Here is a 25,229-nt window from a genome sequence, read left to right as displayed (position 1 = left end):
ATCGGCCCGTTACGTTTTTTTCAGGCGCTGTTTCCACTCATACAGCTTCAGCATGGCTTCCATCGGCGTCATCTGGTTCAAATCCAGCTCACGCAGCTCCGCCGTCACCGCTTCTTCCTCCGCCGACAGGCGGAACGCAGGCTCTTCCTGCCCCGCGGCCGCAGGAGCCGCCCACAGCGCGTCCAAGGTCATCTGCACGTCCTGCGCCGATGCGGCGGCGGCTCCCGCCTCCAGTCCGGCGAGAATCTCCCGCGCCCGCTCAATCACCCGGCCGGGCATCTCTGCCAGTTCAGCCACGTGGATGCCGTAGCTTTTGTCCGCCCGTCCCGGCTCGATTTTGTGCAGGAACAAGAGCTTGCCGTCACGCTCTTCGCAGCGGGCGTGCACATTGACCACGCCGGGCAGCGACTCTTCCAGGCCGGTCAGCTCGTGATAGTGCGTGGAAAAGAGCGTCTTGGCCCCGATCTTTTCCCGGATGTACTCGATCACCGCCTGCGCCAGCGCCATCCCGTCGTAGGTGGACGTGCCGCGGCCGATCTCGTCCAGCAGGATCAGGCTTTGCGCCGTCGCTTTCTGCAGGGCGTGCTTGGTCTCCAGCATTTCCACCATGAAGGTGCTGTGTCCGCCGACCAGGTCGTCGGCCGCCCCGATCCGGGTAAAAATCTGGTCCACCAGCGACAATTTCGCCGCTTTCGCCGGAACAAAGCAGCCGATCTGCGCCATGATGACGATCAGCGCGATCTGGCGCATGTAGGTGCTCTTCCCGGCCATGTTCGGGCCGGTGATGAGCAGGATCTGCCGGTCCGACTGGTTCATCTCCACGTCGTTGGCGACGTACTTTTCCCGATCCAGCACCGCTTCCACGACCGGGTGGCGCCCTTCGCGGATGATGCACTCGCCGGTCGTGACAAGTTCGGGCCGCACGTAGCCGCGCTCATCGCTGACGGTGGCAAACGCCTGCAGCACGTCCACGGCGGCAATGCGTTCGGCCAGCCCCTGCAGGCGGGGAATGTGGTTGGCCACTTCGCTGCGGATCGCGGTAAACAACTGGTACTCCAGCTCCACCATCTTTTCTTCCGCTTCCAGGATGAGCGCCTCTTTTTCCTTCAGCTCCGGGGTGATGAACCGCTCGGCGTTGGCCAGCGTCTGCTTGCGCTCGTAGCGGCCGGCCGGCACGTTTGCCAGGTTGGCGCGGGACACCTCGATGTAGTAGCCGAACACCTTGTTGAAGCCTACCTTCAGCGAGCGGATGCCGGTCGCTTCCCGCTCCGCCTGTTCCAGTTGGGCAATCCAGTTCTTGCCTTCGCGGCTTGCCGTGTGCAGCTTGTCCAGGTACTCGTCATATCCGGGTCGGATCAAACCGCCTTCGCGCACGGAAACCGGCGGGTCGTCAACCAGCGCCGACCGCAGAAAGGCGGCGATGTCGGCACACTCGTCCATCCCTTCGGCCAGCTCGGCCAGCACCGGGGAACCGGCGTTCAGCAGAAGCTGCCGCAGTTCGGGCACCGCCTCCAGCGACAGGCGAAGCTGCACCAGGTCGCGGGCGTTGGCGTTGCCGTACGAGACGCGTCCCGCCAAACGCTCCAAATCGTAGACACGATCCAGGCAGGCGCGGACGTCGGAGCGCAAGAGCATATCCCCTTTCAAATGGTCCACGGCGTCCAGCCGCGCTTCCAGTTCGCTCTTGTTCAAAAGCGGCCGCTCGATCCAGCGGCGCAGGAGGCGTCCGCCCATGGCCGTCTCCGTACGGTCCAAAAGCCACAGCAGAGAGCCTTTTTTGGTCTTGTCCCGAATGGTTTCGGTCAGCTCCAGGTTGCGCCGGGAAAAGCTGTCCATCTGCAGGTACTGTTTGGCGTCATAGCGCTTGATCAGCCGCATGTGGGTCAGGCTGCGCTTCTGCGTGGAACCGATGTAGTGCAGGAGCGCGTTAACGGCGAGGCGCATCGCCAGATCCAGCTCGCGCGCCTGATCCTGATACTGCCGGTCGACGGCAAACGCGTCCACCGCCCCGGCTTCTATGTACGTGACGGAAATGTCGGGCTTCAGGTCCTGCGGCAGACCGCACACCACCAGTTCCTTCGGCCGGTACTGCATCGCCTCGTCCAGCGCGGCTCCCGCCTTGCCGAACAGCGAGGTGACGTACATCTCGCCCGTGCTCATGTCGCAGGCGGCGACGCCCATCCGGCCGTCCGCCTCGGCGATCGCCGCCATGTAGTTGTTCTCCTTGTCCGTCAGCCATTTCCCCTCCATCATGGTTCCCGGGGTAATGACGCGGGTCACTTCGCGGCGGACGACGCCTTTCGCCTCTTTCGGGTCTTCCACCTGTTCGCAGACGGCCACCTTGTAGCCTTTTTTCAAAAGCTCGGCGATATAGGCGTCGGCCGAGTGATGCGGTACGCCGCACATCGGGATGCGCTCGTCCCCGCCGCCGTCCCGCCCGGTCAGCGTGATTTCCAGCTCACGCGAGGCGGTGATGGCATCGTCGAAAAACAGTTCGTAAAAATCGCCTAAACGAAAAAATAAGAAAGTATCCGGGTACTCTCGCTTGATCGCCAGATACTGTTGAATCATCGGAGTGTATTGAGCCATGTTTTCGATCTCCTAGCCTGCAATCTCGCCTGTACATTATAGCATGTCCGGCCGGGGAAGTTGAACCTCTTCCCCGCAGATCGGATGCGATTCATATTCAGGACGGTGCGGTGCCGCTCAGCCGATTCCCCAGGCTTTGCGCAGATCCTGCCCGGCCGGCCACGTTTCGCCTGCGAGCAGATAGGAAAAGTAGCGGTCGAGCGGGTCCCGGGAGTCGCGGTAGGCGGAGAGGCGGGAGAGCTCTTCCCACAGGGCTTTCACATACGGAACCAGCGTCTGTTTGTCGCCGCGGTAATACGCCCTGATTAGCGACAGATCCAGATGGGGCCGGGCCGTCAACTGCCCGTGACAGGCGGCCACCAGCCGGGCGAGGTGCAGAATGCCCCGCGTCACATCCGGATGAACCAGCCAACTGGGCAGGGTGCGGTACTCAAACCCGCCGTGCTCCTTTTCCCGGATGTCGCCGAGGAATCCGTAACGGGGGCGCCGCTTCCGGCAGCCGGGGTCTTCCACCAGCACCAGCGGCAGGGCGAGATAGGCGTCCAGCTTGCGCAGCAGGGAAAAGTCGGAGACCACGCCGCTGATGTGGATGTGCCCGCCGACGGGATAGCCGTCGAACGGCATGCCGCCCGCCAGCCACTCGACCGTCTTGTCCGCGATCTTTCGGCGGGCGAGCAGCAGCGCCTGCCGGATGTGGGCGAACAGTTCATCCGGGTCTTCGGACGGGTCCGGACGCAGTTCGGCCAACGGATGCTGGTGCATCGCCAGCTCTTCCCGATACCGGGTGGAATCGCACCCGACCACCCCGCCTTTGCCCATGTAGTCGGAGGCCAGAACCATCGTGCCGTCCGCTCCCCGCAGGGCAAACTCCGGGTCCGCTCCCAGCATCAGCCTGTCAGCGCTGCGCCCGTCCCTCTGGGCCAGCCACCAGTCCCGCGCCTCCCGCATAAATCGATCGGCCATCCGGGCGGGCCAATACGGCGATACCCGCACCACTTTGACCCGATGGGGCGAGGCGGCGGTCAGCAGCACCTGGCCGCACTCCAGCCCCGCGGCGTAAAGGGCGCGCACCGCCAGCCTGACGGCCACCTGCGCTTCCGGATCATCCGGCAGCGGCGCCACCGGCTCGAAGTGCTGCTCGCCCGACGGCTGGGACAGCCAATGCGCCTGTTCCGGACTTTTTTCCAGATACAAGATATGGAACTGATACAGTTGGACGCGATAGGTCCGCGTTCCCGGCTCCGGACGGGCTCCTGCCGTCGCAATGCCGCTCATTTTGAGCAGATTTTTGGCCTGGCCGCGCTGCGACAGACGGTCAATGGCCGCCTTGGCATTGGCCGGCATCACTTCGGCGGCGTATCGCCCGCCTTTCCCGGATGGCCTGCCGTTTTCGCGTACGTGGATAAACATCGCCGTCACCCCCGCTCTGCTGCTATAGCCTATGTGTCCCGGGGAAAAAAAGTGAGGCGGGATGGCTGCCCGCCTCTCTTCCCGAGGAAAAGAAAAAAGAGGAGATGTGCCTCTCCTCTTAATCCAATTCGTCGAGTAATGTGGCCGAATCAAAGTCGTCATACTCGTCGCTGCTGTCTTCGTAGTCACCGAGCAGGTGGAAGTCCTTGTCATCGCAGCTGTTGCAGACGACCACGCACACTTTTGTTTCGCCAATGATCTCGACGGCAAATTCGCTTTCCACTTTCACCGTGACAGTACCACCGCCGCTCAGTTCGGCTTTGACGCACTTCGGCTGTTCCACGGCCCGGGCGACGATTTCCAGGTCGCCGCGGCAATGTTTGTCGAAGAACGTAAGCGGAACGAGTACGGAGAACTTGACGGTTTCCCGCGTGACTTCGGTTTGCGTGTTATTGGCAAACGAGTACCACAGGTTGACGTCGTACGTACCAGTCACTTCAACCGCGTCCCCAGCCATCTCCGCCTGGAAGTTCGTGTTTATCATCCAGCATCCGAGGACCGTCGAAGGAGTGTGCGACGGTATGATGGTGTGGGTCGTTTGGGAGAATTTATGACCTTTACCGCAGACGGCTTTTGCGATGAGTTCCCGGCACTGCAGGTCTTTGTCTATACCCGACATTTCGTTACCTCCTCCATACAACGTTTCTGTACATTTGTATGCAGGGCATTCGACTAGGGTGCAAACACCCACTGCCATTTTGGGGAGGCTTGTCGGGAACTGATCGCGCGCCGTTTTTTTTTTGAAACGGTTACGAACAGCAGCCGTCGTGACGGGATTTTGCCGGTCCGCCGCCTGTTTCGCCGGTCAGCGGATTGCCGCCGGTGTCCAGGATGATGCGTTCGGACACCGTGTTGGTGATCACGTTGGTGACCATCTGCAAAAGATCGTTCACATCCACCTGAGACTGCTTGAATTCGGTCACGATCGGGATGGCGTCCAGTTCCTCGTGAAGCTGGTTATACTCCGCTTCCACTTTTTTCGCCAGCTCCGGCTTGTTCATCGATTCAAACATGACCATCTGCTTCTGTTTCTTCTTTAATTCCGCGATCAGCTCCTGAACGCGTTCATTGTTCTTGATCTGCTGCTCCGCCCGCTTGTAAAAATCCACTTCCTTGGTGCGGGCAATCATCACTGCCAGTTCGCGGGCCTTTTCCAGAATCTCGTTTTGCGTGTACAGGCTTGTTTGTTCCATCGCTCGATTACACCTCGACTTTTGTCACGATCTCTCCGTGCAGGGTCCACGTCTTCACGTCCGTGATCCGTACGTGAGCGAACTGACCGATCAGCGATTTGTCGCCGACGAAGTGCACCAGCTTGTTCGACCGGGTGCGGCCGGCCAGCACTTCGGGGTTGTTTTTCGATTCGCCTTCCACCAGCACCTCGACGACCTGGTCCTGCAGCTTCTGATTCTGCTCCAAGCTGATCTTCGCCATCAGCTCGTTCAGGCGGTAGAGGCGCTCCTTCTTTACCTCCATCGGCACGTTGTCTTCCATGACGGCAGCCGGCGTGCCCTCCCGCGGCGAATAAATGAAGGTATAGGCGGAGTCGTAGCGGACCTCTTCCACGAGGGAGAGCGTTTCTTCAAACTGTTCGTCCGTCTCGCCGGGGAAGCCGACGATAATGTCCGTGGAAAGCACTACGTTCGGAATTGCCGCTTTAATTTTACGCACCAGCTCCAGGTAGTGTTCACGCGTGTATTTGCGGGCCATCCGCTTCAGCACTTCGCTGGAACCGGACTGCACGGGCAGGTGGATGTGTTCCACCAGGTTGCCCCCTTTGGCCAGGACTTCGATCAGACGGTCGTCAAAGTCGCGCGGGTGGCTGGTGGTAAAGCGGATGCGCGGAATGTCGATCTTGCGGATCTCGTCCAACAGGTCGCCGAAGCCAAAGTGGATGTCCTGGAAATCCTTGCCATACGCGTTGACGTTCTGGCCGAGCAGGGTGACTTCCTTGAAGCCTTGGCGGGCCAGTTCGCGCACCTCGGCGATCACGTCTTCCGGACGGCGGCTGCGCTCCTTGCCGCGCGTGTACGGCACGATGCAGTACGTACAGAACTTGTCGCAGCCGTACATGATGTTGACCCATCCCTTGATGCTGCCTTCGCGGATCTTCGGCATGTTCTCGATGATGTCGCCCTCTTTGGACCACACCTCGATCACCATTTCCTTGCTGAACATGGCATCGCGCAGCAGAACCGGCAGGCGGTGAATGTTGTGCGTACCAAAGATGAGATCCACGTGCGGGAAGCTTTTCAGGATCTTGTTGACCACGCTTTCCTCCTGCGACATGCAGCCGCAGACGCCGAGGATCAGGTTGGGGTTGTTGTTTTTCACCCGCTTCATGTTGCCCAGTTCGCCAAACACCTTGTCTTCGGCGTTTTCACGGATCGCACAGGTGTTGAACAGCACCACGTCCGCTTCTTCCGCTTCTTCCGCCGGGCTGTAGCCCATCTGCTGGAGAATCCCGGCGATTGTCTCGGAGTCGTGTTCATTCATTTGACAGCCATAGGTGCGGACGTAGTAGCGTTTGCCTTTCCCGATTCCCTTCATGTCATCCGGGATGGCGAAGTCGTAATGCACCTGTACCTCTTCCTTGCCGCGCTTTTTCGCGTCCTTCAAGGAAGGGGGCTGGAAGTACTTGGCGTAGTCTGCTGTCGTTTTCGGGGACTTGGCGGATTTTAAGTCCGTAGTCGCCTCGGTTCTCGTTGTCATCTGTCTATCACCTCAGTAAGCGTTATATTCTGGTTTACCATCAACACATTATAGCATAGAACATTTTATTGTAACGAATAAAAAAGGAACTTCCAGTGAATCTTTCTGGAAAACCATTTCCCTAAGACTTTTTTCACATTTTTCCGAATCAGGCCCGTCCGCTTGCAACATTGACGCCCCGTCCGCCGTCTGAATAGCAGCAAAACGATCCTACCGCGAACAGGAGGTTCCCATGAAACGAGTCCTATCCTTTTTTCTGGCGGTTCTGATGATTCTGACTCTCGTGCCGTTTGTTCAGGCGGCACCCTCGTTCTCCGATGTGCCCCGCAGCCATTGGGCCTACAAGGAAATCACCGAGATGGCGGCCAAAGGAATCATCAAGGGATACGAGGACGGCAAATTCCGTCCCAACAATCAGGTAACGCGCGCTGAATTTGCCAAGATCATGATTGCCGCGGCCGGCGTGGACATTCGTACGAACAAGGCAAGCCAGACGTTTGTGGATGTGCCCAAGTCGCACTGGGCGTTCCCTTACGTGGAACATGCCAAACTGTACCTGACGGGCTACAAGTCCGGCACCCGCTACTACTACAAGCCTGACCAGTACGCCGTCCGGGAAGACATCGCCGTGGCGCTGGTTCGCCTGCTCGGTTACGACCGCACGAACAAGGCGGACCTGGATGTGTTGAAGCGTTTCCGCGACGATGAGCGAATTTCCCCCAATCTCCGCCCGTACATCGCCATCGCGATCCAGACCGATCTGATGAAGGGCTACAACAACGAGTTCCGTCCGCAAGATCCGATCACCCGCGCCGAAGCCGCCTCGCTCCTGTACCGCGCGCTGCTGGACCGGGACGACGACGAGACCAAAGTGGTCTTCCCCACCCCGGATAAACCGGAGCTGCCGCGCAGTGTAAGCGACAGCTTCTCCGATGCCGAACTGAAAAACTGGGACACCGGCAAAGCGGTCGGTACCTGGGGAGTCGTCAACAAGCAGGTGACCGCCATTTCCACCGACAGCAACCTGGATCACTATTTCCTGCCGCTGCTCTGGGATGAAGACAAAAACACGAACCGCTACGAATTGACCGTCGACGTCAACGTGAGCGGCTCGGAAGGGCTGGGCGGCGTGTACTTCAACGGCAAGGACGGCAAAGCCCATGTCGTCTTCGTCAAAAAGGACCGCGTCACGCTCGCCCGCGTGGAAGACGCCAAGGACGACGATCTCGACGTAATCGCGTCCGGTTCCTACAAGCTGAAGGCGAGCAACCGGCTGAAAGTGGTCGTCAATGGCGACAGCGTTTCCATCTACATGAACGACCAGTTCCTCTTCGGTCAGCAAAAAGTGAAGCCGGAGGGCACCAAGCTGGGGCTGTATCTGCAAAGAAACGCGACCAAAGACGCGCCGCGCAGCATCACCTATCTGGATAACTTCTCCTTTAAAGCACAGCCCTAACGAAACAGACACCGCTTCCGTCGGCAGGACGGCCGGATAACGGCCCCCTGACGGGAAGCGGTCTTTTTTCTTTCCCGGCAAACATGCCGCGGGGCGGATCACTAGAAATGAACAAGGTTCAGTTGTATAATGGTAGCGATTCTTGACCGGGGAAGGAGTTTTTTATGACATTTTCCGTTACTCAGCCGTTCCGTTGGATGGATTCCGGTGTCTATCGGGACAGTCCGCTGGAGCCGCTGATCCGCGACGAAGCGCTGGCCGCCGGCATGAACCGGGAAGACGCCCAACCCGTCATCCATCTCTGGGTGTACGACAAAGCGCTTTACCTGGGGCGCCGCGACGCCAAGCTGCCGCGGCTGGAACAGGCGCTGCGCCGGTTTGGTCAGGAGGGCTTCGGCTGCGTCCTGCGCTCGTCCGGAGGAGCCTGTGTGCCGCTGGACGCGGGCGTGCTCAACCTCGCCTGTCTGCTGCCCGACACGTCGATTGCGATCGACGCTTTTTTCCGATTTGTCGCCCAGATGCTGCACGTGGGATTGCGCGAGTACGGCGACATGCAGTTTGGCGAGGTGACCGGTTCCTACTGCGCGGGCGAATACGACTTCTCGATTCGCGGCAAAAAAATCGGCGGCATGGCGCAACGGCGCACCCGCTTCGGGTCCATCCTGCAGTTGTGCATCAACGTCGAGGAACAGCCGCGCGGCGCGTGGATGGAACGCTTTTACGCGGAAGCCGGCCTCGTCGACATGGACAAACACCGTCCGATTCCCTTCATCGACGGGAGCACCGTGGGCAGCATCGCCGGTTTGACCGGCCGCGCCGTTACCGTCCCAGACGTCAAGGAACGCCTGCTGGCCGCCATCCGCAGGGAGTGGCCGATCAGCCCCGCCCCGTTTGCCGTGCCGGAATCACTGATGGACGAATCCCAGCACCATCTCGCCGAGCGGTTGGGGTTGTTCGCGTTCACGGCTGATGAACTGATTCGGCCCGACTGGCGTTTGCCCGGCTGATCACCCTTCATGCTTTACACAGCGAAAAAAGCGCCTCACGAGGAGAGGCGCTTTCGATTGGCGTCACTTTTCGAAACGGTGTGTCCGCTCATTGTAGCGCAAGAGTTCGTAGGAGCTTTTTTCCATCCGGGAGAGGCCGGTTTGGTCAAGCGTGCGCTCCAGACGAAAATAGATCATCGTGTGGCGCATGGGGTCAATCTGAACGGTTCCGTCCAGCAGTTCCGTCGTCTCTCCCTGTTTATGCCGGTGGGCCATGCCGCTCCACACTTCCCGATAGCCGGACGCCGTTTTCCGCAGGACGTACAGCACGCGCTCCTGACCGCCGCTCGCCGGTTTCACCGTCGTCACCACCAGGTATCCGCCGCCGGCGTACTGGAGACTGAAGAGGGGCTCCGCCTTGCTGTAGGCGGCCCGATAGCCTCCCTCCCCGCTGGCGTACACGACGAACAAGCCTTTCTCACCGTCCAGCGTGACAGAACCGGCCAGATCGACGGGGAGAGAAGCCGGCTGGTCCTGTGTATCCGGCGGCAGCGTCATGACATGCACTCGTTCCGGCATCACGCGGGAGCGGAGCGAGGCGTCCAGCCGTTCGCGCATGTCCTCCACCATCCACGCGGGCACAGCCGACGCGCCCGATGCCTGCTCCGAGTGGCCGGCCGGCTTGATCAGCAGCCGGCCGGCCAACAGCCCAAGTCCGGCCGAAACCAGCATCATCAAGGCGACCGCTCCCCAGATGGGTTTACGCATGGGTATCCAACTCCTTGCATACAAAAGGGGTCCACTGGTAATACGATGGAACCAGGCAAAAGGTTACACGTCCATCCAGCAAACGCCCCGTGTAAGGCACGCGTCCATCGTTCATACTACGAACAGGGACGACTTGTTCCCCACCTCGATCGATTGCCCGGCATTCCGCCGGGCTTTTTTTCGTGCGGGGCTACCGTACGCTCCACCCATACGGTATCATAGAAGTGAACCACGGGCGGTACTGCCGTGCCGTCAGAGACGAAAAAAGGTGGTGGATTGTTTGAAGCAGGATGGGCAATTGCTGCACACCAAAATCAACGAACTGGTCATCGCTTCGACCAAGGTGGCCCACGTGCAGTTGGGCAACTCACTGGAACACGCGCTGCTAGTGCTTACCAAAACCGGATATTCCGCCATACCCGTACTGGACCACTCCTACCGGCTGCACGGCCAGATCAGCACCACAATGATCGTCAACAAGATATTGGGACTCGAACGATTTGAATACGAAAAGCTGTCCGACCATACAGTCGATGAAGTCATGAACACCAAAGTCCCCCGCATGAAAGAGTCGGATGCGTTTCTCAAGGCGTTGGAGATGTCCATCAATCATCCGTTTATCTGCATCGAGGACGAAAACGGCATCTTCCAGGGCATCCTGACCCGCAGGTCGATCCTCGCGGTCCTCTACCGCCACTTCCGCAACCTCCCCTACCCCGCAGCGGAAAACCAATCCACCGACCGTACATAAAAAGAAAAGCGGATGATTTCCGCCTCTGCGCATGAAAAAAGCAGACCTAGCCCACTCCGGCCCAGGTCTGCTTGCTTTGCGGACGTGTCCGCCTGCCCCTCCCCTTCTCGGCAAGCAGGGAGCGGGCGTATTCCATCGGATGGCGGTAGGTCTGCTTGAACATGGCCAGCTCTCCCGCTTTGTAAAACGAATACCGCTGATCCCGCACGTTTACCTCAATCAGGTACGGGTGGCCCTGCCTGTCGATGCCCATGTCCATTCCCAGATCGGCCAGCGACGGAAAGTGGTGTTGATACTGTCTGGCAATCTCGACAGCCGCCTGTTTAATCCGCTCGACCACCTCTTTCTGCTGCTCGGCGGTGAACAGCGGCTCCAGGGCCTGCGACAAGGGGACGGCACGTCCGCCGCGAGCCAGATTGCTCAATTTGTTTGCCCGGTTGGCCACTTTGGCCACCAGTCCGCTTACCGTCCACTCCCGTTCTCCGTTCTTCTGCACCGACACGCGGATGTCAAACGTCTTGCCTTGGTAGCAGGCAAGCGGCACCCCCTGCTGAACCAAAAACCGCCTGTTTCCCACCCACCTGGCCGCTTCCGCCATCAGCCTCTTGCGGGAGAAGGTTCTCTTCCGTCTGGAAGCGATGAACCTGTAGGCGTCTCCGTGCCGTTCAATGCGGACAACGCCAATCCCCACCGAACCGATCGCCGGTTTGACGTACACCGTCCGGTACCGGTCCAAAAAGGTCTGGAACTTCTCTGGCGTGAACGGAACCGTATGCGGCAAATAGGCGCGGATGGCCGGATTTTTCCACAGCATCTGGTGCACCTTCCATTTGTCCCTCACCACCAGACCGTTAAACACGGTGCGCGTCCTGCTCAGCCGGCGGATCGTGGCCCGGGCCCGGCCGTCTCCGGTCAGCACGCGGTTGTGGATCACACTCGGCACCTTTACCAGCCGGGGAACCAATCGGCTTCCGTTCCAAAAGTGGCCCAGCACCATCTGTCCGCCGGACCGCACATGGCGCGGATGAAAAAAGACCGGCTCCATTCCCAGTTCCTTTCCAATCTCCACGTAATAGGGAAGACGTTCGTAAGACTTGTCGCCTCTGATGCCGCTCTGCATGACAGCCCAATCCAACATGATGCCAACTCGGTCCACGGTTATCCCCCTTGCTGCCATTCCTCATCCTATTGATATGAGTCACACGCGGCAAGCGCGTGCCTATTTTTGCTCATCTGCGGCACAACACAGGGGAATGGAGCCGGTGGGGCGCACCCGTCCGACAGCCGGGCGACACGATTTTTCGCGCGTCGTCACCGCTGTCGCATTCTGCGCTTGCCCGGGAAACGCAATGACGCGCTTCTAGGTAACCGGCCGCCGCTCAATCGCCAGCAGGAACGGCGCCTGGTTCTGCTGGTTGATGTACTGGTACTTCAACACCAGATAATCCAACTGACTGAGCGTCTGGCAGTACGCCTCCACCGCCTCTTTTTCCACCTGGCCGGCAGGGTGGCCCCAGTAAATCATCACGGTCATGATCCCGCCCGGCCGCAGGATCTTTAGCCCCGCTTCAATCGCCCGGACCGTGCTGGCCGCCTGCGTCGTGATTTCCTTGTCACCGCCGGGCAGGTACCCGAGGTTGAACATGATCGCCCCCGCGGAAACATCCAGGTTGGCCATCTCCTCGTGGCTGGCCAGTTGAAGCTGAACCCGCTGCAGCACTCCTTCCCGCTCCAGGCGCTGCCGGGTCTTTTCCATGGCGAGCGGCTGAATGTCGTAGGCGATGACTCTCCCCGTTTCCCCGACCAGTTGGGCGAGGAACAGGGTGTCGTTGCCGTTTCCCATCGTCGCGTCGATGACCGTCTCTCCCTCGCCGACGCGTTCGCGAATCAATTTTCGTGCTACCTCCAATACATTGGGGAACAACGCCAATCACTCCTCTCGTCTTGCATTAGAGCCGGATTTGCAGGCCGAACCGGGCGATGTGACACGTCCCCGTCCGGTACGCATCCGCTTCCGCCCGCACTTCCTCCTCCGTGTATGCAGGAAACAGATGGGTAATCAACAGCGACCGGCAGGCCAGCGTTTCCGCCACCTGCGCCGCCTGCCTGACGGAGAGGTGACCGTTGGGCTGCGCCGGCTTGTTACGCTCCAGGAAAGTTCCCTCGCAAATAAACAGATCGGCCTGCCGGGCAAACGGATCCCACGGCGTCTCCGGTCCGCTGTCGGCCCCGTATACCAGCGTTTTTCCTCCTGCTTCCAGCCGCATGGCATAGCAGGGGTCCCCATTTCCGTGGTCCGTGCGCAGAAAGCTGATCCGCACGTCCCCCACCGTCACATGCGAACTCTCGTCTACGGGAACCAGGCGGGTCGCTTCCCGGTAGGTGAGCCCTGCCGCTTTTTCCGCCGGCTGTCCCGGCGCGTAGATCGGCAGCGGCTGATCGGGCGAGCGCTCGCCAGACAGTTGATGGACCATCAATCCGTACTGCAGAACCCCGACATCGGCCACATGATCGTGATGAAAATGGGACACCAGGAGCGCATCCAGCTTGTAAATCGGGAGCATCTCTCCCAACTTGGCCAGCACGCCGCTGCCGCAGTCGAGCAGCAGGGTGGCGTGATCGGTTTGCACCAGATACCCGGGAGTGGCGCCGCCGGGACCCGGATACGGCGACTGAAAGCCCAACACGGTAACCAGCATATTCACATCGCTTCCTTTCATAGGATGAACTAAGTGGGACAGGAGGTTTGACATGCAGCAATCATGGAAAGCCGCACTGCAAATCGCCTTTACGTATATCGGTACGGTGGTGGGTGCCGGTTTTGCCTCGGGAAAAGAGATCGTCGAATTTTTTGTCCGGTACGGCACGCAGGGATTCATCGGCATTTTGCTCGCCTCGCTGCTGTTCGTGTGGGCGGGGGTGCGCATCATGGTGGTGGCCTACCGGATTCAGGCCGACTCGTATCAGGACGTGAGCACCTACTTGTTCGGACGGCCCATCGGCACCTTGTTCAACACACTCCTGCTTACCGTCCTGTTCGGCACCACGTCCGTCATGCTGGCCGCCACGGGAGCGATCTTCTGGGAATCGTTCCGCCTGTCGCCGCAGGTGGGCATCTGGCTCAGCATGCTGATGATCTTTCTCGTGGCGCGAAAAGGATTGTTTGCCATTCACTCGGTCAACAGTCTCTTCGTTCCCCTGCTGATCGGCTTCACCTTTCTCGTGTTTCTGTACACGCAGCCGTGGAACGACAGCGGCCCGCAGGTGGAGAGCATCCGTCCGTGGGTCTGGCTCAGCTCTCCTCTCTACTATGTTGCCTTAAACGTGTCGCTGACACAAGCGGTGTTGGTGCCGATCGGCAGGCAGAGCGAGAGCGAACGACCGCTGATTTGGGGAGGCATTTTGGGAGGAACAGGCATCGGCGTCCTCTTGCTGTTGGCGTACGCCTCCCTGTCGGTGGGAATGCCGGGAATCGGCGAAGCGGACATGCCGATGATCGCCCTCCTGCAGAGCGTGGGCAAGGGGATTCCCTTTCTCTTTTCCCTGCTGGTGTACGCCGAGATTTTTTCGACGCTGGCCGCCAATGTCTTCGGCTTGTCGGAACAGTTGAAAAAGGCGACCCGCCTGCGAAGACCGGTGGTGGTGTTCGGCATCCTGCTCGTCTGCTACGCCGTCAGTTTCATCGGATTCGGGCCGCTTTTGCGCTTCCTCTATCCGCTGTTCGGCCAGCTTGTCGTGCTGTTTTTGTTCATGCTGTTTATCCGCCAGGTGTGGAACCGCTCCATCTGAACGCGGCCGGGCCGCGCATGGACAACATCCCCGACAAAAAAACCTCTCCGCGCGGGAGAGGTTTTTCGCTTTCGTTTGTGCTGCTTACGCAAATTCCGCAACCAGTTTGGCGAAGTCTTCGTCGGAGATGCGGAGGTCTTGGTTGGCCAGCGCTTCTTCCTTGAAGCCCGGTACCAGCTGCTCGTAAGATTTTTGTTCGGTGTTTTGGTAGATCAGACCGGTGATCAGGCCTTTGTACTGCATGGAGTAGGACATGGCCTTGATGCGGTCATGCGGATCGTACCCTTCGATGGTTTCCACCGGTACGATGTTTTCCTTGAACCAGTCGTAGGTGTTCACCTTGTTGTAGGTGACACACGGGCTGAACACGTTGATCAGGGAGAAGCCTTTGTGCTTGATCCCCATCTCGATCAGTTCGGTCAAGCCTTTCAGGTCGCTGGAGAAGGATTGGGCAACAAACGTCGCGCCCACGGACAGCGCCAGCTCAACCGGCGAGATCGCCGACTCGATGGAACCGGCCGGTGTGGACTTGGTCACAAAACCGGTCGCGGAACGCGGAGAGGTTTGCCCTTTGGTCAGACCGTAGATTTGGTTGTCCATCACGATGTAGGTGATGTCCATGTTGCGGCGAATGGCGTGAACCGTGTGGCCCATCCCGATGGCGAAACCGTCGCCGTCACCGCCGGCGGCAATGACCGTCAGTTCGCGGTTTGCCATTTTCAGCCCTTGCGCGATCGGCAGGGCGCGGCCGTGTACGCCGTGGAATCCGTAGCAGTTAATGTAGCCGGAAATACGACCGGAGCATCCAATACCCGAAACGACCGCCAGTTGTTCCGGTTCCAGGCCTACGTTGGCAGCGGCGCGTTGAATGGCCGCCTGTACGGAGAAGTCACCACAGCCCGGGCACCAGTTCGGCTTTACGTTATTGCGAAACTCTTTCATAGTCGCCATGTTTAATCAGCCCCTTAACTTCGGTATAGATTTCCTTCGGCAAGAACGGGTTTCCGTCGTATTTCAGCACGGATTTGATTTTTTCTGCGTGTCCAACGTGCAGTTTGATCAGGTTGGCCACCTGCGCCTGCGCGTTGTGTTCCACCACGATTACTTGTTTTGCTTTTTCCACGTACGGCTTCAGCAGTTCGGCCGGGAACGGATGGATCAGGCGGATTTGTGCGTGGTTCACTTTTACGCCTTCTTGTTCCAGACGACCTTTCGCTTCCTGGATCGTGCCGATGGTGGAGTTGATACCCACGATCAGCACATCGGCTTCTTCATGAGGAGCGTCGAAGGTGATCGGGTTTTTGAAGGATTTCAGCACGCCGTCCAGCTTGCGCATCCGTTTATCCATTTGCTGCACGCGGTTTGCGGCGTTTTCGGACGGACGACCGGTTTGATCGTGCTCGACCCCTGTCACGTGGTGCAGGCCGTATTTTTGACCCGGCAGCACGCGCGGAGAAACGCCGTCTTCGGTCACTTCGTAGCGCTTGAACAAGTCGTTTTGCTCTTTCGGCGGCAGTTCTTGTCCAGCCAGCAGCTTGCCGCGGCGGATTTCCACCTTGCTGTAGTCAAACGGCGTTACCGTCTGTTTGCCCAGCGACAGTGTCAGGTCGGTCAACACGATAACCGGCAGTTGGAATTCTTCCGCGATATTGAACGCCTCGGCGGTGTCGTAGAAGCACTCTTCCACCGTGCTCGGCGCGATAACCACTTTCGGAATATCGCCATGCGTACCGTAGATCATGGCGTTGACGTCGGATTGCTCCTGTTTGGTCGGCATACCGGTCGACGGACCGCCGCGTTGGGTGTCCACGATGACAACCGGTGTTTCAGTGATACCGGCAAGACCGATTGCTTCCATCATCAGGGACAGACCCGGGCCGGCGGAAGCGGTCATGGCGCGCACGCCGCCGTAGTTGGCGCCGATCGCCATGGTGATGGCCGCGATTTCGTCTTCGGTCTGGATAACGGTACCGCCAAACTTCGGCAGTTTTTTGATGAGATATTCCATAATCTCGGAAGCCGGGGTGATCGGGTAAGCCGGCATGAAACGACAACCCGCTGCCAGTGCGCCAAGTGCGATCGCATCGTTGCCGATCATGAAGAGCTGCTTTTGACCGTCAGCCTTCTCCAGTTGGAATTCAGGGAGTTGTCCACCCGTCAGTTCGTTGACGTAGTCAAATCCGCGGCGAATGGCTTCCATGTTCTTTTCCACCACTTTTTCGCCTTTGCGGAGGAACATGTCTTCAACAATGTTGCGGAAGCTTTCCACCGGAATGCCGAGGATTGCGGCAGACGCACCAATGGACACCATGTTCTTCATCAGGGACGTTCCCAGCTCGTCGGCAATTTCCGTCAGCGGAACCGTCAAAAAGCGAACCGCTTTCAAACCTTCCGGCAGTTTCGGATTGAATTTCGCGTCCGCGATGATGATGCCGCCTTCGCGCAGTTCGTGCGCGTTGAAGTCGATCGTCTCCTGGTCGAACGCGACGAGGATGTCCAAATCGTCGGAAATGGCGCGCATCGGTTTGGTGCTCACACGAATCTTGTTGTTGGTGTGTCCACCCTTAATCCGGGAAGAGAAGTGGCGATAGCTGTACAGATGGTATCCCATCCGGTTCATCGCCATCGAGAAGATTTCACCGGTACTCTCGATACCCTCCCCTTGCTGTCCTCCAACTTTCCAGGAAAGTTGACTAATCATTCAGATTCCACCCCTTCAGTGACTGTGAGAAAAAGCTGCCCCACCTTACCCGACAGGTTCCGATAAGATGTGACAAAATTGTGCATAGACTGTACCAATTGTAGTCCGAGCTATGCAAAAATGCAAGTGCTTTTACTCAAATTAGTATTGATCTGAATAAAACGATGAACTTGGTACATTAATGTTCTCGCTTATTATTGTAGCACGTTTCGGAAAACACGCAACCAGTTTTCACGCACAAATTTCTTTACATCCGCCTCTTTGTAGCGCTTCAGGAGCGCCTCCACCAGGTTGTGGTAGTCTCCTGCCCGGGTCAGGTCGCCAAACGTCTCGGTAATACCGTCAAAGTCGGAGCCAAACCCGACATGATCCACACCGCCCAAGGCGCAGACGTGATCCAGGTGGCGCAGCAGGTCGTCAATCCAGACCGTCCGCTTTTCCGCCGTGACGAAAAAGTCGACGAACGTCAGTCCCATCACGCCGCCGTTGGCAATCAGCGCCTTGATCTGGTCGTCGGTCAGGTTGCGCGGATGGTCGCACAGCCGTCTGACGTTGGAATGGGAAGCGATCACCGGCGCCTTGGACAGTTCCAGCGTGTCCCAGAAGCCGGGCTCGGCCACGTGCGACACGTCGATGATCATGCCCAGCCGGTTCATCTCTTCGACGACCTTGCGTCCGAACAAGGTCAGGCCCCCCGGATGCGGCTCATGGCATCCGGACGCAACCACATTGCTGTGGTTCCACGTCAGCGTCATCCCCCGCAGCCCCAGACGGTGCCAGGTCCTTAGCTGCACGAGGCTTTCCTCCAGGGCATGCGCGCCTTCTACAAACAGAATAGCCCCTTTTTCTTCCTTTAATACGCACGCATCCAAATCGGCGCGGCTGAGAATCGCGCGAATCTTGCCGCTGGCCACGCGTTCGTGAAACAGGTCCAGCATCTCCAGCACGGCCTGAAAACGGCGGCCGTAGGGAACATGGCTGGGAACGTAGCAGGCCATCACCTGGATGTCCACGTTTCCCTTCACCATTTCGGGATAACTTACCTGCAGCCGTTCGTCTTCGCGGTAAAAGTCGAGTTCCGGCTGCTGCCACAGCTTGGACAATACGTCGCAGTGCGCATCAAAAATCTTGAACATCCGTTTCTCCCCGTTTCTGTTTTCTGGAATCGAAGGGCCCATGACGGAGGGCACCGGCAGGCGCTCTCGATTTTTGTCCCTTCACAAACGAAAAAAACCTGTTCATTCAACGAACAAACAGGCCGGTCAAGTCGTATTCCACATCGATTTATCTGGGTTCTACGATAAGCTTGATCGCTGTGCGCTCTTCTCCATCAATCACGATGTCGGTAAAGGCTGGAATGCAAATCAGGTCAACTCCACTCGGCGCTACGAATCCTCGTGCGATAGCTACTGCCTTCACAGCTTGGTTAAGCGCCCCAGCGCCGATGGCTTGGATCTCGGCGGCGCCGCGTTCGCGCAGAACACCGGCAAGGGCACCAGCAACGGAGTTGGGGTTAGACTTTGCTGAAACTTTTAATACTTCCATCCTTTTGAACCTCCCGTCTGATAGGATACCTGTCATTATTAGAATGATATTCGCATAACCCCGAAAAATTCCTGCTTATGCGCAGCAAAGATTCGAAAAATTCAAATCTCGTTCTTATTATTCCATAAACGGGTGGTCGTCGTCAATTCTGATTCGCTCCAGTTTTTTCGCGTGGCCGGTCGCCTTGTCCAACGTGATCAGCACGGCATTCAACTGGGCCGGTTCTCCCGCCACTTCGAAGCGAACGGGCAGTTGGGTGAGAAACTTGCGGATGACCGCTTCCCGTTCCATCCCGAGGATGCCGTTCATCGGACCGCACATGCCTACGTCGCACAAGAAGCCGGTGCCTTGGGGAAGGACGCGCTCATCGGCGGTCTGCACATGCGTGTGTGTCCCCACCACCGCGCTGACGCGGCCGTCCAGATACCAGGCGAGCGCCTGCTTCTCGGAGGTGGCTTCGGCGTGGAAGTCGACAAATATGTATTTGGTCCGCTTGCGTGCCTGTTCCACCAGTTTGTCGGCCGTCTGGAACGGACACTCCAGCGGCGGCAAAAAGGAACGGCCCTGCAGGTTGATCACGGCCAGTTCGCCTTCGGGCTGTTTGATGTATGTAATCCCTTGTCCCGGAGCACCTGCGGGAAAGTTGGCGGGGCGGATCAGACGGGGTTCGCTGTCGATAAACTCATAGATTTCCTTGTTGTCCCAGGCATGGTTGCCGAGGGTGATCGCCTGAACGCCGCCTTCAAACAGCTCCTTGGCAATCTTCTCGGTAATGCCCCTGCCGTGGGCGGCATTCTCCCCGTTGGCGACCAGAAAGGTCGGCTGGTATTTTCGCTTGAGCAGCGGCAGATACGCCTTCACGATGTCCCGCCCGGGCGCACCCATGATGTCGCCGATAAACAGCAGTTTCATTGGCTTTTCACCTCTCCTCTAGTATACACGACCGGATGACCGAAGAAAAACTTGAATAGAGGGCTCCCGGCAAAGCTGATCCTGGTCGGGAAGCGGTTCGGTCCAAAACAGCACGGTACGCTTCCAACCGTTCCCCTTTCTTTCGCATCAAAAAAGTAAAGTGGCCGTAAGCCACTTTACTTTGCATACTCGACTGCCCGCGTTTCACGGATTACGGTCACCTTGATGTGACCCGGATAGTCAAGTTCGTTTTCGATTCGTTTGGTAATGTCGCGTGCCAGACGCGCCGCTTCCGCATCGTCGATCTTCTCAGGCTGCACCATCACGCGGATTTCGCGGCCGGCCTGAATCGCGTACGATTTTTCCACGCCGTCGAACGACTCGGAGATCTCCTCCAGCTTTTCCAGCCGCTTGATGTACGTCTCCAGCGTTTCACGGCGGGCTCCCGGCCGGGCGGCAGAGAGCGCGTCAGCCGCTCCCACCAGCATCGCGATGACGGATGTCGGCTCGGTATCCCCGTGGTGGGACGCGATGCTGTTGATGACAACGGGATGCTCGTTGTATTTCTTCGCCAGTTCCACGCCGATCTCCACGTGGGAACCTTCCACTTCGTGGTCGATGGCCTTGCCGATGTCGTGAAGCAGACCGGCCCGTTTTGCCAGTTTGACGTCTTCTCTCAGTTCGGCTGCCATCAGTCCGGCCAGGTGGGCCACTTCCATCGAGTGCTTCAGGACGTTTTGTCCGTAGCTGGTCCGGTAGCGCAGACGGCCGAGAATCTTGATCAAATCCGGATGCAGGCCGTGAACACCGGTTTCAAACGTCGCCTGCTCGCCGTATTCGCGGATGCGCTCATCCACTTCCCGACGCGCTTTTTCCACCATCTCCTCGATGCGGGCGGGGTGGATGCGTCCGTCGGCAACAAGCTTGTCCAGAGCGGTTTTGGCGATCTCCCGACGAATCGGATCGAAGCCTGACAGAATGACCGCTTCCGGCGTGTCGTCGATGATCAAGTCGATGCCGGTCAGCGTTTCCAGCGCGCGGATGTTGCGTCCTTCGCGTCCGATGATGCGGCCTTTCATCTCATCGTTCGGCAGCGTAACCACGGAAACGGTGGTCTCCGCCACATGGTCGGCCGCGCACCGCTGGATGGCGGTGGTGATGATCTCGCGTGCCCGCTTGTCCGCCTCTTCCTTGGCTTGCGTCTCGATCTCCTTGATCATGACCGCCATTTCGTGGCGAACGGTGTTCTCCACATCGGTCAGGATGATGTTCTTGGCTTCTTCCTGGGTCAGTCCGGAGATGCGTTCCAGCTCGGCCACTTGTTCTTTATATAAGTGCTCTACCTTGCTTTGCAGTTCCGCGATGGTTCTGTCGCGCTCGGCCAGTTCGTCCTCCTTGCGCTCCAGTTGTTCCATCTTGCGGTCCAACGCCTCTTCCTTCTGCAGGATGCGGCGTTCCTGGCGCTGAATTTCGTTGCGGCGTTCGCGCAGTTCGGTTTCCGCCTCGGAGCGCAGTTTGAATACCTCGTCCTTGGCTTCCAGCACCTTTTCCTTTTTGACGGCTTCGGCGTCCCGTTTGGCTTCTTCGACGATCTGCCGCGCCGCTTCTTCGGCGCTGGAGATCTTCGCCTCCGCAATGGATTTGCGCGTGAAGTAGCCGGCACCATAACCGACAATCAGCACGGCGAATAGCACGATCAGTACAATCGGATCCATAATGGCCATAGGCTCTTTTGTTTCACCTCCTTGTGGTAAGACATCTCCCCGCTTTCCAAACATTCGTTTTTCATGGCGTGTCGCTGTTGTTTCGCTCCGGTATAGTTAAAAAACAAGACCGATTTTACTCGGTCCGCTGAATCCGCACAGGTTCGTACGGGTGTTCAGTTGTTACACTGGCAACGAGCGATCAAATCAGCGAAAAGGTATGATGCACCAAGTAAATACAAATCTATTTTATTATTTGTGAACAAGAATTGTCAAGAACTGCAAATGCTATGACCCGCCGTCCTCACGCAGTTCGCGGCGAATCTGCTGCACGATTGAGCCGGAGAACCCCTTGCGCGCCAGCATCGCCAGCAGCTTTCGCTCCTCGTCCGGTTCCGGCGGCCCTTGCCGGTGCCGCCGCTTCTTTTCCACCAACCTGCGGGCCGCTTCCAGCTCATCCTCGTATGAAACGGCGCGAACGGCCGCATCCGCCGTGTCGCTGTCAATTCCCCGCTGCTGCAGTTCCATCCGCATCATGTACGGGCTGCGCGGCTTGAGCCGCAGCCGTTCGTCCACCCACTGCCGGGCAAACCGCTCATCGTCCAGATAGCCCTGTTCTTCCATGCGGCGGCAGATTTCATCCGTCACGTCCGCCGCATACCCTTTCTCCCGAAGATAGGAAGCGACCTGCTTCTTCGTCCGCGGTCGGATGCCCAGATAGCGGAGTGCCAACAGGTAGGCCTTGTGCTCTTCTTCGGCGAGCAGGACCTCCCGGCAGAACGCCTCGTCCAGCTCCGTACCCTTCAAAAGCTGATACTTGACGAGAATGTCTTCGTGGACGGAAAAGACGATTTCATCGCCGATTTGAATGTGATAGCGATGCTGGTTTTTCGCGTCGCGGTGAACGGCGGTAATCCGGCCGCTTTTCATCGCGCCTCTCCCCCCTTTACGGCGAACCCCGCCCGGCTCGCAGCACGTCTGCGCCGGGCGGGGGTTCGAACATCAAACAGCCTGTCAGGGCGACAGGCTGTCAAGCGATTACTCGAAATCAAATACCGGTTCCTCATCCTGCTCCGGATCGTTGACCGGCTCCATGCTCGGGATGGAGTTGGGATTGAGGCTGAAATACTCGCGCACTTTGGCTTCAATTTGCGCCGCCACTTCCGGGTTTTCCTTGAGGAAGAGTTTGGCGTTCTCCCGTCCTTGGCCCAGACGCTCATCGTTGAAGGAGTACCATGCCCCGCTCTTCTGGATCACATCGATCTCCGCGCCGATGTCGAGGATGCTGCCCTCCTTGGAAATGCCTTCGCCGTACATGATGTCCACTTCGGCGGTTTTGAACGGCGGCGCCACCTTGTTTTTCACGACCTTGATCTTGGTCTTGCTGCCGATCACGTCGTTGCCCACCTTGATCGCTTCCGCCTTGCGCACGTCCAGGCGAATGCTCGCGTAGAACTTGAGCGCGCGTCCGCCCGGCGTCGTCTCCGGATTGCCGAACATGACGCCCACTTTCTCGCGGAGCTGGTTGATGAAGATGGCGATGGTCTTCGATTTGTTGATGGCCCCGGACAGTTTGCGCAGCGCCTGCGACATGAGGCGGGCCTGCAGCCCCACGTGGGAGTCGCCCATTTCGCCTTCAATCTCTGCTTTCGGCACGAGCGCGGCTACGGAGTCCACGACGATGATGTCAACGGCACCGGAACGCACCAGCGCCTCGGCGATTTCCAGCGCCTGCTCGCCCGTGTCAGGCTGGGAGAGCAGCAGCTCATCGATGTTTACGCCCAGTTTTGCCGCGTAGACCGGGTCCAACGCGTGCTCTGCGTCGATAAACGCGGCTTGTCCGCCCTGGCGCTGCACTTCGGCGATGGCGTGAAGGGCAACCGTCGTTTTACCGGAGGATTCCGGTCCGTAGATTTCGATGATCCGGCCGCGCGGGAATCCGCCCACACCCAGGGCGATGTCGAGGGCGAGCGCTCCGCTGGAGACGGTGGAAACCTGAACGTTGGCCATGTCCCCCAGCTTCATGATGGATCCTTTCCCGAACTGTTTTTCTATTTGACGCAATGCACTTTCCAAAGCAGCGCGACGATCTGACAAATGGTACACTCCCTTTCAACTCGTAACTGATTTGCTTGTCTTCATCATACATCGAGACAGAAGCGTTTGCCAAGTATTTTTTGCGAACAAATATTCGCATGATGAAAAGAGGCCGTCCGCCCCGAAAACGGAACGTGACGGCCTTTGTCGGCTGTCGGTATCAGGAACGCTTGGCGCGCGGCTTTGCCGGCTCCAGGTTGATCCGTCTGCCGTTGATGCGCGTTTGGCGAAGCGATTCGTAGACGAACGGCGCCACTTCTTCCGGAACCTCCACGAAGGTGAAGTTCTCGAAGATGTCGATGCGGCCGACCGCCTTTCCGGGGATTCCGACGGACTCGGAAATCTCCCGCACCAGATCCTGCGGGCGTACGTTGACATTGCGGCCCACGTTGAGGAAGAAGCGCACCATCCCCTTGGCGGCGCCGGTCTCCCCGAAGTTGTAGACCTCAGTCTCCTCCGACTCGCCGATCTCGGTGTGGAACGCGAGGTGCAGCGCCGCAGCGGCGATCTTCTCCGCCGGGTACTGTCCGATGAGCGAGTTGGCCACCTTCACGTACATGTCGGCCACGCCATCGCTCTCCAGCAGGTTGACCAGTTGTTCCCGCAGCTGCTCCTGCTTGCGTTCCGCCACTTCCTCCAGGGAGGGCACGTTGCGGCAGATCAGTTGGGCTTTGGTCTGTTTCTGGATGAACATCATCTGGCGCATCTCGCGCGGCGTCACCAGCGTCATGGCAATGCCCTTGCGGCCGGCGCGGCCCGTACGGCCGATCCGGTGCACGTAGCTTTCGGAATCCTGCGGGATGTCGTAGTTGATGACGTGGGAAACGTTGCCGACGTCAATGCCGCGCGCCGCCACGTCGGTCGCGATCAGCAGCTCGATGGAGCCCTCGCGGAAGGCGTTCATCACCTTGTCGCGCTGCGCCTGGGACAGGTCGCCGTGCAAGCCGTCGGCCAGGTAACCGCGCGCCTGCAGCACTTCGGTCAGTTCGTCCACGCCCCGTTTGGTGCGGCAGAAGATGATCCCCAGCTCGACGTCTTCGCTGTCCAGGATGCGGCAGAGGCTTTCCACCTTGTTGCGTTCAAACACCTTGTAGTAGACCTGCTCGATCAGCGGAGCGGTCACTTCTTCGCGGCTGACGGCGATCGTCTGCGGCTGTTTCATGTAGCGGGTCGCCAGGCGCTTGATTTCCGGCGGCATGGTCGCGGAGAACAGCAGGGTCTGACGGTCTTCCGGGAGGTGGTTGATAATGGTTTCAATGTCGTCGATGAACCCCATATCCAGCATTTCGTCCGCTTCGTCCAGCACCAGCGTGTGCACGTGCTCCAGCTTCAGCGTTTTGCGGCGCAGGTGGTCAAGCACGCGGCCGGGCGTCCCCACCACGACCTGGACGCCCTGGCGGAGCGCACGGATCTGGTGCCCGATGGACTGTCCGCCGTAGATCGGCAGCGTGCGGACTTTTTTATACTTGGAGATGCGCAAGAGCTCGCCCGCCACCTGGATGGCCAGCTCGCGGGTGGGCGTCAGGACGATCGCCTGCACGCGGTTGCCCGGCGTCACTTTTTCAATCAGCGGAATGCCGAATGCGGCGGTTTTCCCCGTACCCGTTTGCGCCTGACCGATCAGGTCTCCGCCCTCCAGCACTTTCGGGATGCAGGCAGCCTGGATCGGGCTCGGCTCTTCGAAGCCCATGTCGTAAATGGCTTGCAGAATGGATTTATGTAAAGGAAAATCAGAAAAAATCGTCATGTG

The 25,229-nt window shown here is 58.7% G+C and carries 22 protein-coding genes; 4 read left to right on the top strand and 18 right to left on the bottom strand.

Going from position 1 to position 25,229, the window contains the following annotated elements; translation table 11 throughout:
* Nucleotides 1–9: 9 nt before the first annotated feature.
* The 5 genes from mutS to miaB all read right to left on the bottom strand — a co-directional run bounded on the left by mutS (nt 10) and on the right by miaB (nt 6,771).
* On the bottom strand, nt 10–2,589 hold the full coding sequence (mutS, locus tag A6764_RS11280) for a DNA mismatch repair protein MutS (protein WP_264622229.1): 2,580 nt from the start codon (nt 2,587–2,589) through the stop codon (nt 10–12).
* Nucleotides 2,590–2,706: 117 nt separating this feature from the next.
* Nucleotides 2,707–3,999 carry a putative amidoligase domain-containing protein gene (locus A6764_RS11275; RefSeq protein WP_065066494.1) on the bottom strand — a complete coding sequence of 431 codons (1,293 nt, stop codon included), beginning with the start codon at nt 3,997–3,999 and terminating at the stop codon, nt 2,707–2,709.
* A gap of 118 nt (nt 4,000–4,117) precedes the next feature.
* Nucleotides 4,118–4,678, bottom strand: coding sequence for an outer spore coat protein CotE (cotE, locus tag A6764_RS11270; RefSeq protein WP_029099047.1), 561 nt, complete (start codon nt 4,676–4,678; stop codon nt 4,118–4,120).
* Nucleotides 4,679–4,808: 130 nt separating this feature from the next.
* The gene (locus A6764_RS11265) at nt 4,809–5,252 is read right to left on the bottom strand and encodes a YlbF/YmcA family competence regulator (protein ID WP_029099046.1); all 444 of its coding nucleotides are present in this window, start codon (nt 5,250–5,252) and stop codon (nt 4,809–4,811) included.
* Nucleotides 5,253–5,259: 7 nt separating this feature from the next.
* Complete coding sequence (miaB, locus tag A6764_RS11260) at nt 5,260–6,771, bottom strand: tRNA (N6-isopentenyl adenosine(37)-C2)-methylthiotransferase MiaB (protein WP_029099045.1); 1,512 nt, start codon at nt 6,769–6,771, stop codon at nt 5,260–5,262.
* A 232-nt stretch (nt 6,772–7,003) separates the two neighbouring features.
* Here miaB and A6764_RS11255 point away from each other — a divergent pair, with 232 nt between their 5' ends.
* Both A6764_RS11255 and A6764_RS11250 read left to right on the top strand, forming a co-directional pair.
* Complete coding sequence (locus A6764_RS11255) at nt 7,004–8,227, top strand: S-layer homology domain-containing protein (RefSeq protein ID WP_065066495.1); 1,224 nt, start codon at nt 7,004–7,006, stop codon at nt 8,225–8,227.
* Nucleotides 8,228–8,391: 164 nt separating this feature from the next.
* Nucleotides 8,392–9,234: a lipoate--protein ligase family protein gene (locus A6764_RS11250; protein ID WP_029099044.1), complete on the top strand. Its 843-nt coding sequence runs from the start codon at nt 8,392–8,394 to the stop codon at nt 9,232–9,234.
* A gap of 63 nt (nt 9,235–9,297) precedes the next feature.
* Here the strand turns inward: A6764_RS11250 and A6764_RS11245 are convergent, their stop codons facing one another.
* Nucleotides 9,298–9,981 carry a hypothetical protein gene (locus tag A6764_RS11245; protein ID WP_264622228.1) on the bottom strand — a complete coding sequence of 228 codons (684 nt, stop codon included), beginning with the start codon at nt 9,979–9,981 and terminating at the stop codon, nt 9,298–9,300.
* Between the two features lie 280 nt (nt 9,982–10,261).
* Here A6764_RS11245 and cbpB point away from each other — a divergent pair, with 280 nt between their 5' ends.
* Nucleotides 10,262–10,732 (top strand): cyclic-di-AMP-binding protein CbpB, encoded by a 471-nt coding sequence (gene cbpB / locus A6764_RS11240; RefSeq protein WP_065066497.1) that lies wholly within the window; start codon nt 10,262–10,264, stop codon nt 10,730–10,732.
* 46 nt (nt 10,733–10,778) lie between these two features.
* Here cbpB and A6764_RS11235 read toward each other — a convergent pair whose 3' ends face one another.
* From A6764_RS11235 to A6764_RS11225, 3 genes are all read right to left on the bottom strand, one after another.
* Nucleotides 10,779–11,888, bottom strand: coding sequence for a YheC/YheD family endospore coat-associated protein (locus A6764_RS11235; protein WP_065066498.1), 1,110 nt, complete (start codon nt 11,886–11,888; stop codon nt 10,779–10,781).
* Nucleotides 11,889–12,092: 204 nt separating this feature from the next.
* Nucleotides 12,093–12,656, bottom strand: coding sequence for a tRNA 5-(aminomethyl)-2-thiouridylate-methyltransferase MnmM (locus tag A6764_RS11230; RefSeq protein WP_035289418.1), 564 nt, complete (start codon nt 12,654–12,656; stop codon nt 12,093–12,095).
* A gap of 25 nt (nt 12,657–12,681) precedes the next feature.
* Complete coding sequence (locus A6764_RS11225) at nt 12,682–13,431, bottom strand: MBL fold metallo-hydrolase (protein WP_044898232.1); 750 nt, start codon at nt 13,429–13,431, stop codon at nt 12,682–12,684.
* 52 nt (nt 13,432–13,483) lie between these two features.
* On the opposite strand from A6764_RS11225, the gene A6764_RS11220 reads away from it, so the two are divergent.
* Nucleotides 13,484–14,521, top strand: a complete 1,038-nt coding sequence (locus A6764_RS11220) for a YkvI family membrane protein (protein WP_035297398.1) — start codon at nt 13,484–13,486, stop codon at nt 14,519–14,521.
* 84 nt (nt 14,522–14,605) lie between these two features.
* On the opposite strand, the gene A6764_RS11215 is transcribed toward A6764_RS11220, so the two are convergent.
* The 9 genes from A6764_RS11215 to A6764_RS11175 form a co-directional block, all read right to left on the bottom strand.
* Nucleotides 14,606–15,472: a 2-oxoacid:ferredoxin oxidoreductase subunit beta gene (locus A6764_RS11215; RefSeq protein WP_029099038.1), complete on the bottom strand. Its 867-nt coding sequence runs from the start codon at nt 15,470–15,472 to the stop codon at nt 14,606–14,608.
* Nucleotides 15,444–17,222 carry a 2-oxoacid:acceptor oxidoreductase subunit alpha gene (locus tag A6764_RS11210; protein WP_035297396.1) on the bottom strand — a complete coding sequence of 593 codons (1,779 nt, stop codon included), beginning with the start codon at nt 17,220–17,222 and terminating at the stop codon, nt 15,444–15,446. The genes A6764_RS11215 and A6764_RS11210 overlap by 29 nt, the downstream gene beginning before the upstream one ends.
* 194 nt (nt 17,223–17,416) lie before the next feature.
* Nucleotides 17,417–18,358, bottom strand: a complete 942-nt coding sequence (locus tag A6764_RS11205) for a dipeptidase (RefSeq protein WP_065066499.1) — start codon at nt 18,356–18,358, stop codon at nt 17,417–17,419.
* A gap of 148 nt (nt 18,359–18,506) precedes the next feature.
* Nucleotides 18,507–18,767: a stage V sporulation protein SpoVS gene (gene spoVS / locus A6764_RS11200; RefSeq protein ID WP_003385776.1), complete on the bottom strand. Its 261-nt coding sequence runs from the start codon at nt 18,765–18,767 to the stop codon at nt 18,507–18,509.
* 117 nt (nt 18,768–18,884) lie between these two features.
* Complete coding sequence (locus A6764_RS11195; RefSeq protein ID WP_029099035.1) at nt 18,885–19,679, bottom strand: TIGR00282 family metallophosphoesterase; 795 nt, start codon at nt 19,677–19,679, stop codon at nt 18,885–18,887.
* 176 nt (nt 19,680–19,855) lie between these two features.
* The gene (gene rny / locus A6764_RS11190) at nt 19,856–21,394 is read right to left on the bottom strand and encodes a ribonuclease Y (protein WP_029099034.1); all 1,539 of its coding nucleotides are present in this window, start codon (nt 21,392–21,394) and stop codon (nt 19,856–19,858) included.
* Between the two features lie 276 nt (nt 21,395–21,670).
* A complete protein-coding gene (locus tag A6764_RS11185) occupies nt 21,671–22,312 on the bottom strand; it encodes a regulatory protein RecX (protein ID WP_065066500.1) in 642 nt (213 codons plus the stop codon).
* Between the two features lie 108 nt (nt 22,313–22,420).
* Nucleotides 22,421–23,479 (bottom strand): recombinase RecA, encoded by a 1,059-nt coding sequence (gene recA / locus A6764_RS11180; RefSeq protein WP_029099032.1) that lies wholly within the window; start codon nt 23,477–23,479, stop codon nt 22,421–22,423.
* Nucleotides 23,480–23,639: 160 nt separating this feature from the next.
* Nucleotides 23,640–25,226, bottom strand: coding sequence for a DEAD/DEAH box helicase (locus A6764_RS11175; protein WP_029099031.1), 1,587 nt, complete (start codon nt 25,224–25,226; stop codon nt 23,640–23,642).
* Nucleotides 25,227–25,229: the final 3 nt, after the last annotated feature.

Source organism: Brevibacillus sp. WF146, from assembly GCF_001673705.2.
Taxonomy (GTDB): domain Bacteria; phylum Bacillota; class Bacilli; order Brevibacillales; family Brevibacillaceae; genus Brevibacillus; species Brevibacillus thermoruber.
The sequence above is the reverse complement of the archived record's forward strand: the minus strand, read 5'-3'. Positions and strand labels throughout refer to the sequence as shown.

Coding starts and splice junctions, on each gene's coding strand:
- rny (WP_029099034.1), bottom strand. CDS start 21,394: ATGGATCCGATTGTACTGATCGTGCTATTCGCCGTGCTGATTGTCGGT.
- A6764_RS11215 (WP_029099038.1), bottom strand. CDS start 15,472: ATGGCGACTATGAAAGAGTTTCGCAATAACGTAAAGCCGAACTGGTGC.
- A6764_RS11225 (WP_044898232.1), bottom strand. CDS start 13,431: ATGCTGGTTACCGTGTTGGGCTTTCAGTCGCCGTATCCGGGTCCCGGC.
- A6764_RS11185 (WP_065066500.1), bottom strand. CDS start 22,312: ATGAAAAGCGGCCGGATTACCGCCGTTCACCGCGACGCGAAAAACCAG.
- A6764_RS11250 (WP_029099044.1), top strand. CDS start 8,392: ATGACATTTTCCGTTACTCAGCCGTTCCGTTGGATGGATTCCGGTGTC.
- A6764_RS11275 (WP_065066494.1), bottom strand. CDS start 3,999: ATGTTTATCCACGTACGCGAAAACGGCAGGCCATCCGGGAAAGGCGGG.
- A6764_RS11195 (WP_029099035.1), bottom strand. CDS start 19,679: ATGAAACTGCTGTTTATCGGCGACATCATGGGTGCGCCCGGGCGGGAC.
- A6764_RS11205 (WP_065066499.1), bottom strand. CDS start 18,358: ATGTTCAAGATTTTTGATGCGCACTGCGACGTATTGTCCAAGCTGTGG.
- A6764_RS11210 (WP_035297396.1), bottom strand. CDS start 17,222: ATGATTAGTCAACTTTCCTGGAAAGTTGGAGGACAGCAAGGGGAGGGT.
- cotE (WP_029099047.1), bottom strand. CDS start 4,678: ATGTCGGGTATAGACAAAGACCTGCAGTGCCGGGAACTCATCGCAAAA.
- A6764_RS11245 (WP_264622228.1), bottom strand. CDS start 9,981: ATGCGTAAACCCATCTGGGGAGCGGTCGCCTTGATGATGCTGGTTTCG.
- spoVS (WP_003385776.1), bottom strand. CDS start 18,767: ATGGAAGTATTAAAAGTTTCAGCAAAGTCTAACCCCAACTCCGTTGCT.
- A6764_RS11175 (WP_029099031.1), bottom strand. CDS start 25,226: ATGACGATTTTTTCTGATTTTCCTTTACATAAATCCATTCTGCAAGCC.
- mutS (WP_264622229.1), bottom strand. CDS start 2,589: ATGGCTCAATACACTCCGATGATTCAACAGTATCTGGCGATCAAGCGA.
- A6764_RS11220 (WP_035297398.1), top strand. CDS start 13,484: ATGCAGCAATCATGGAAAGCCGCACTGCAAATCGCCTTTACGTATATC.
- miaB (WP_029099045.1), bottom strand. CDS start 6,771: ATGACAACGAGAACCGAGGCGACTACGGACTTAAAATCCGCCAAGTCC.
- A6764_RS11255 (WP_065066495.1), top strand. CDS start 7,004: ATGAAACGAGTCCTATCCTTTTTTCTGGCGGTTCTGATGATTCTGACT.
- A6764_RS11265 (WP_029099046.1), bottom strand. CDS start 5,252: ATGGAACAAACAAGCCTGTACACGCAAAACGAGATTCTGGAAAAGGCC.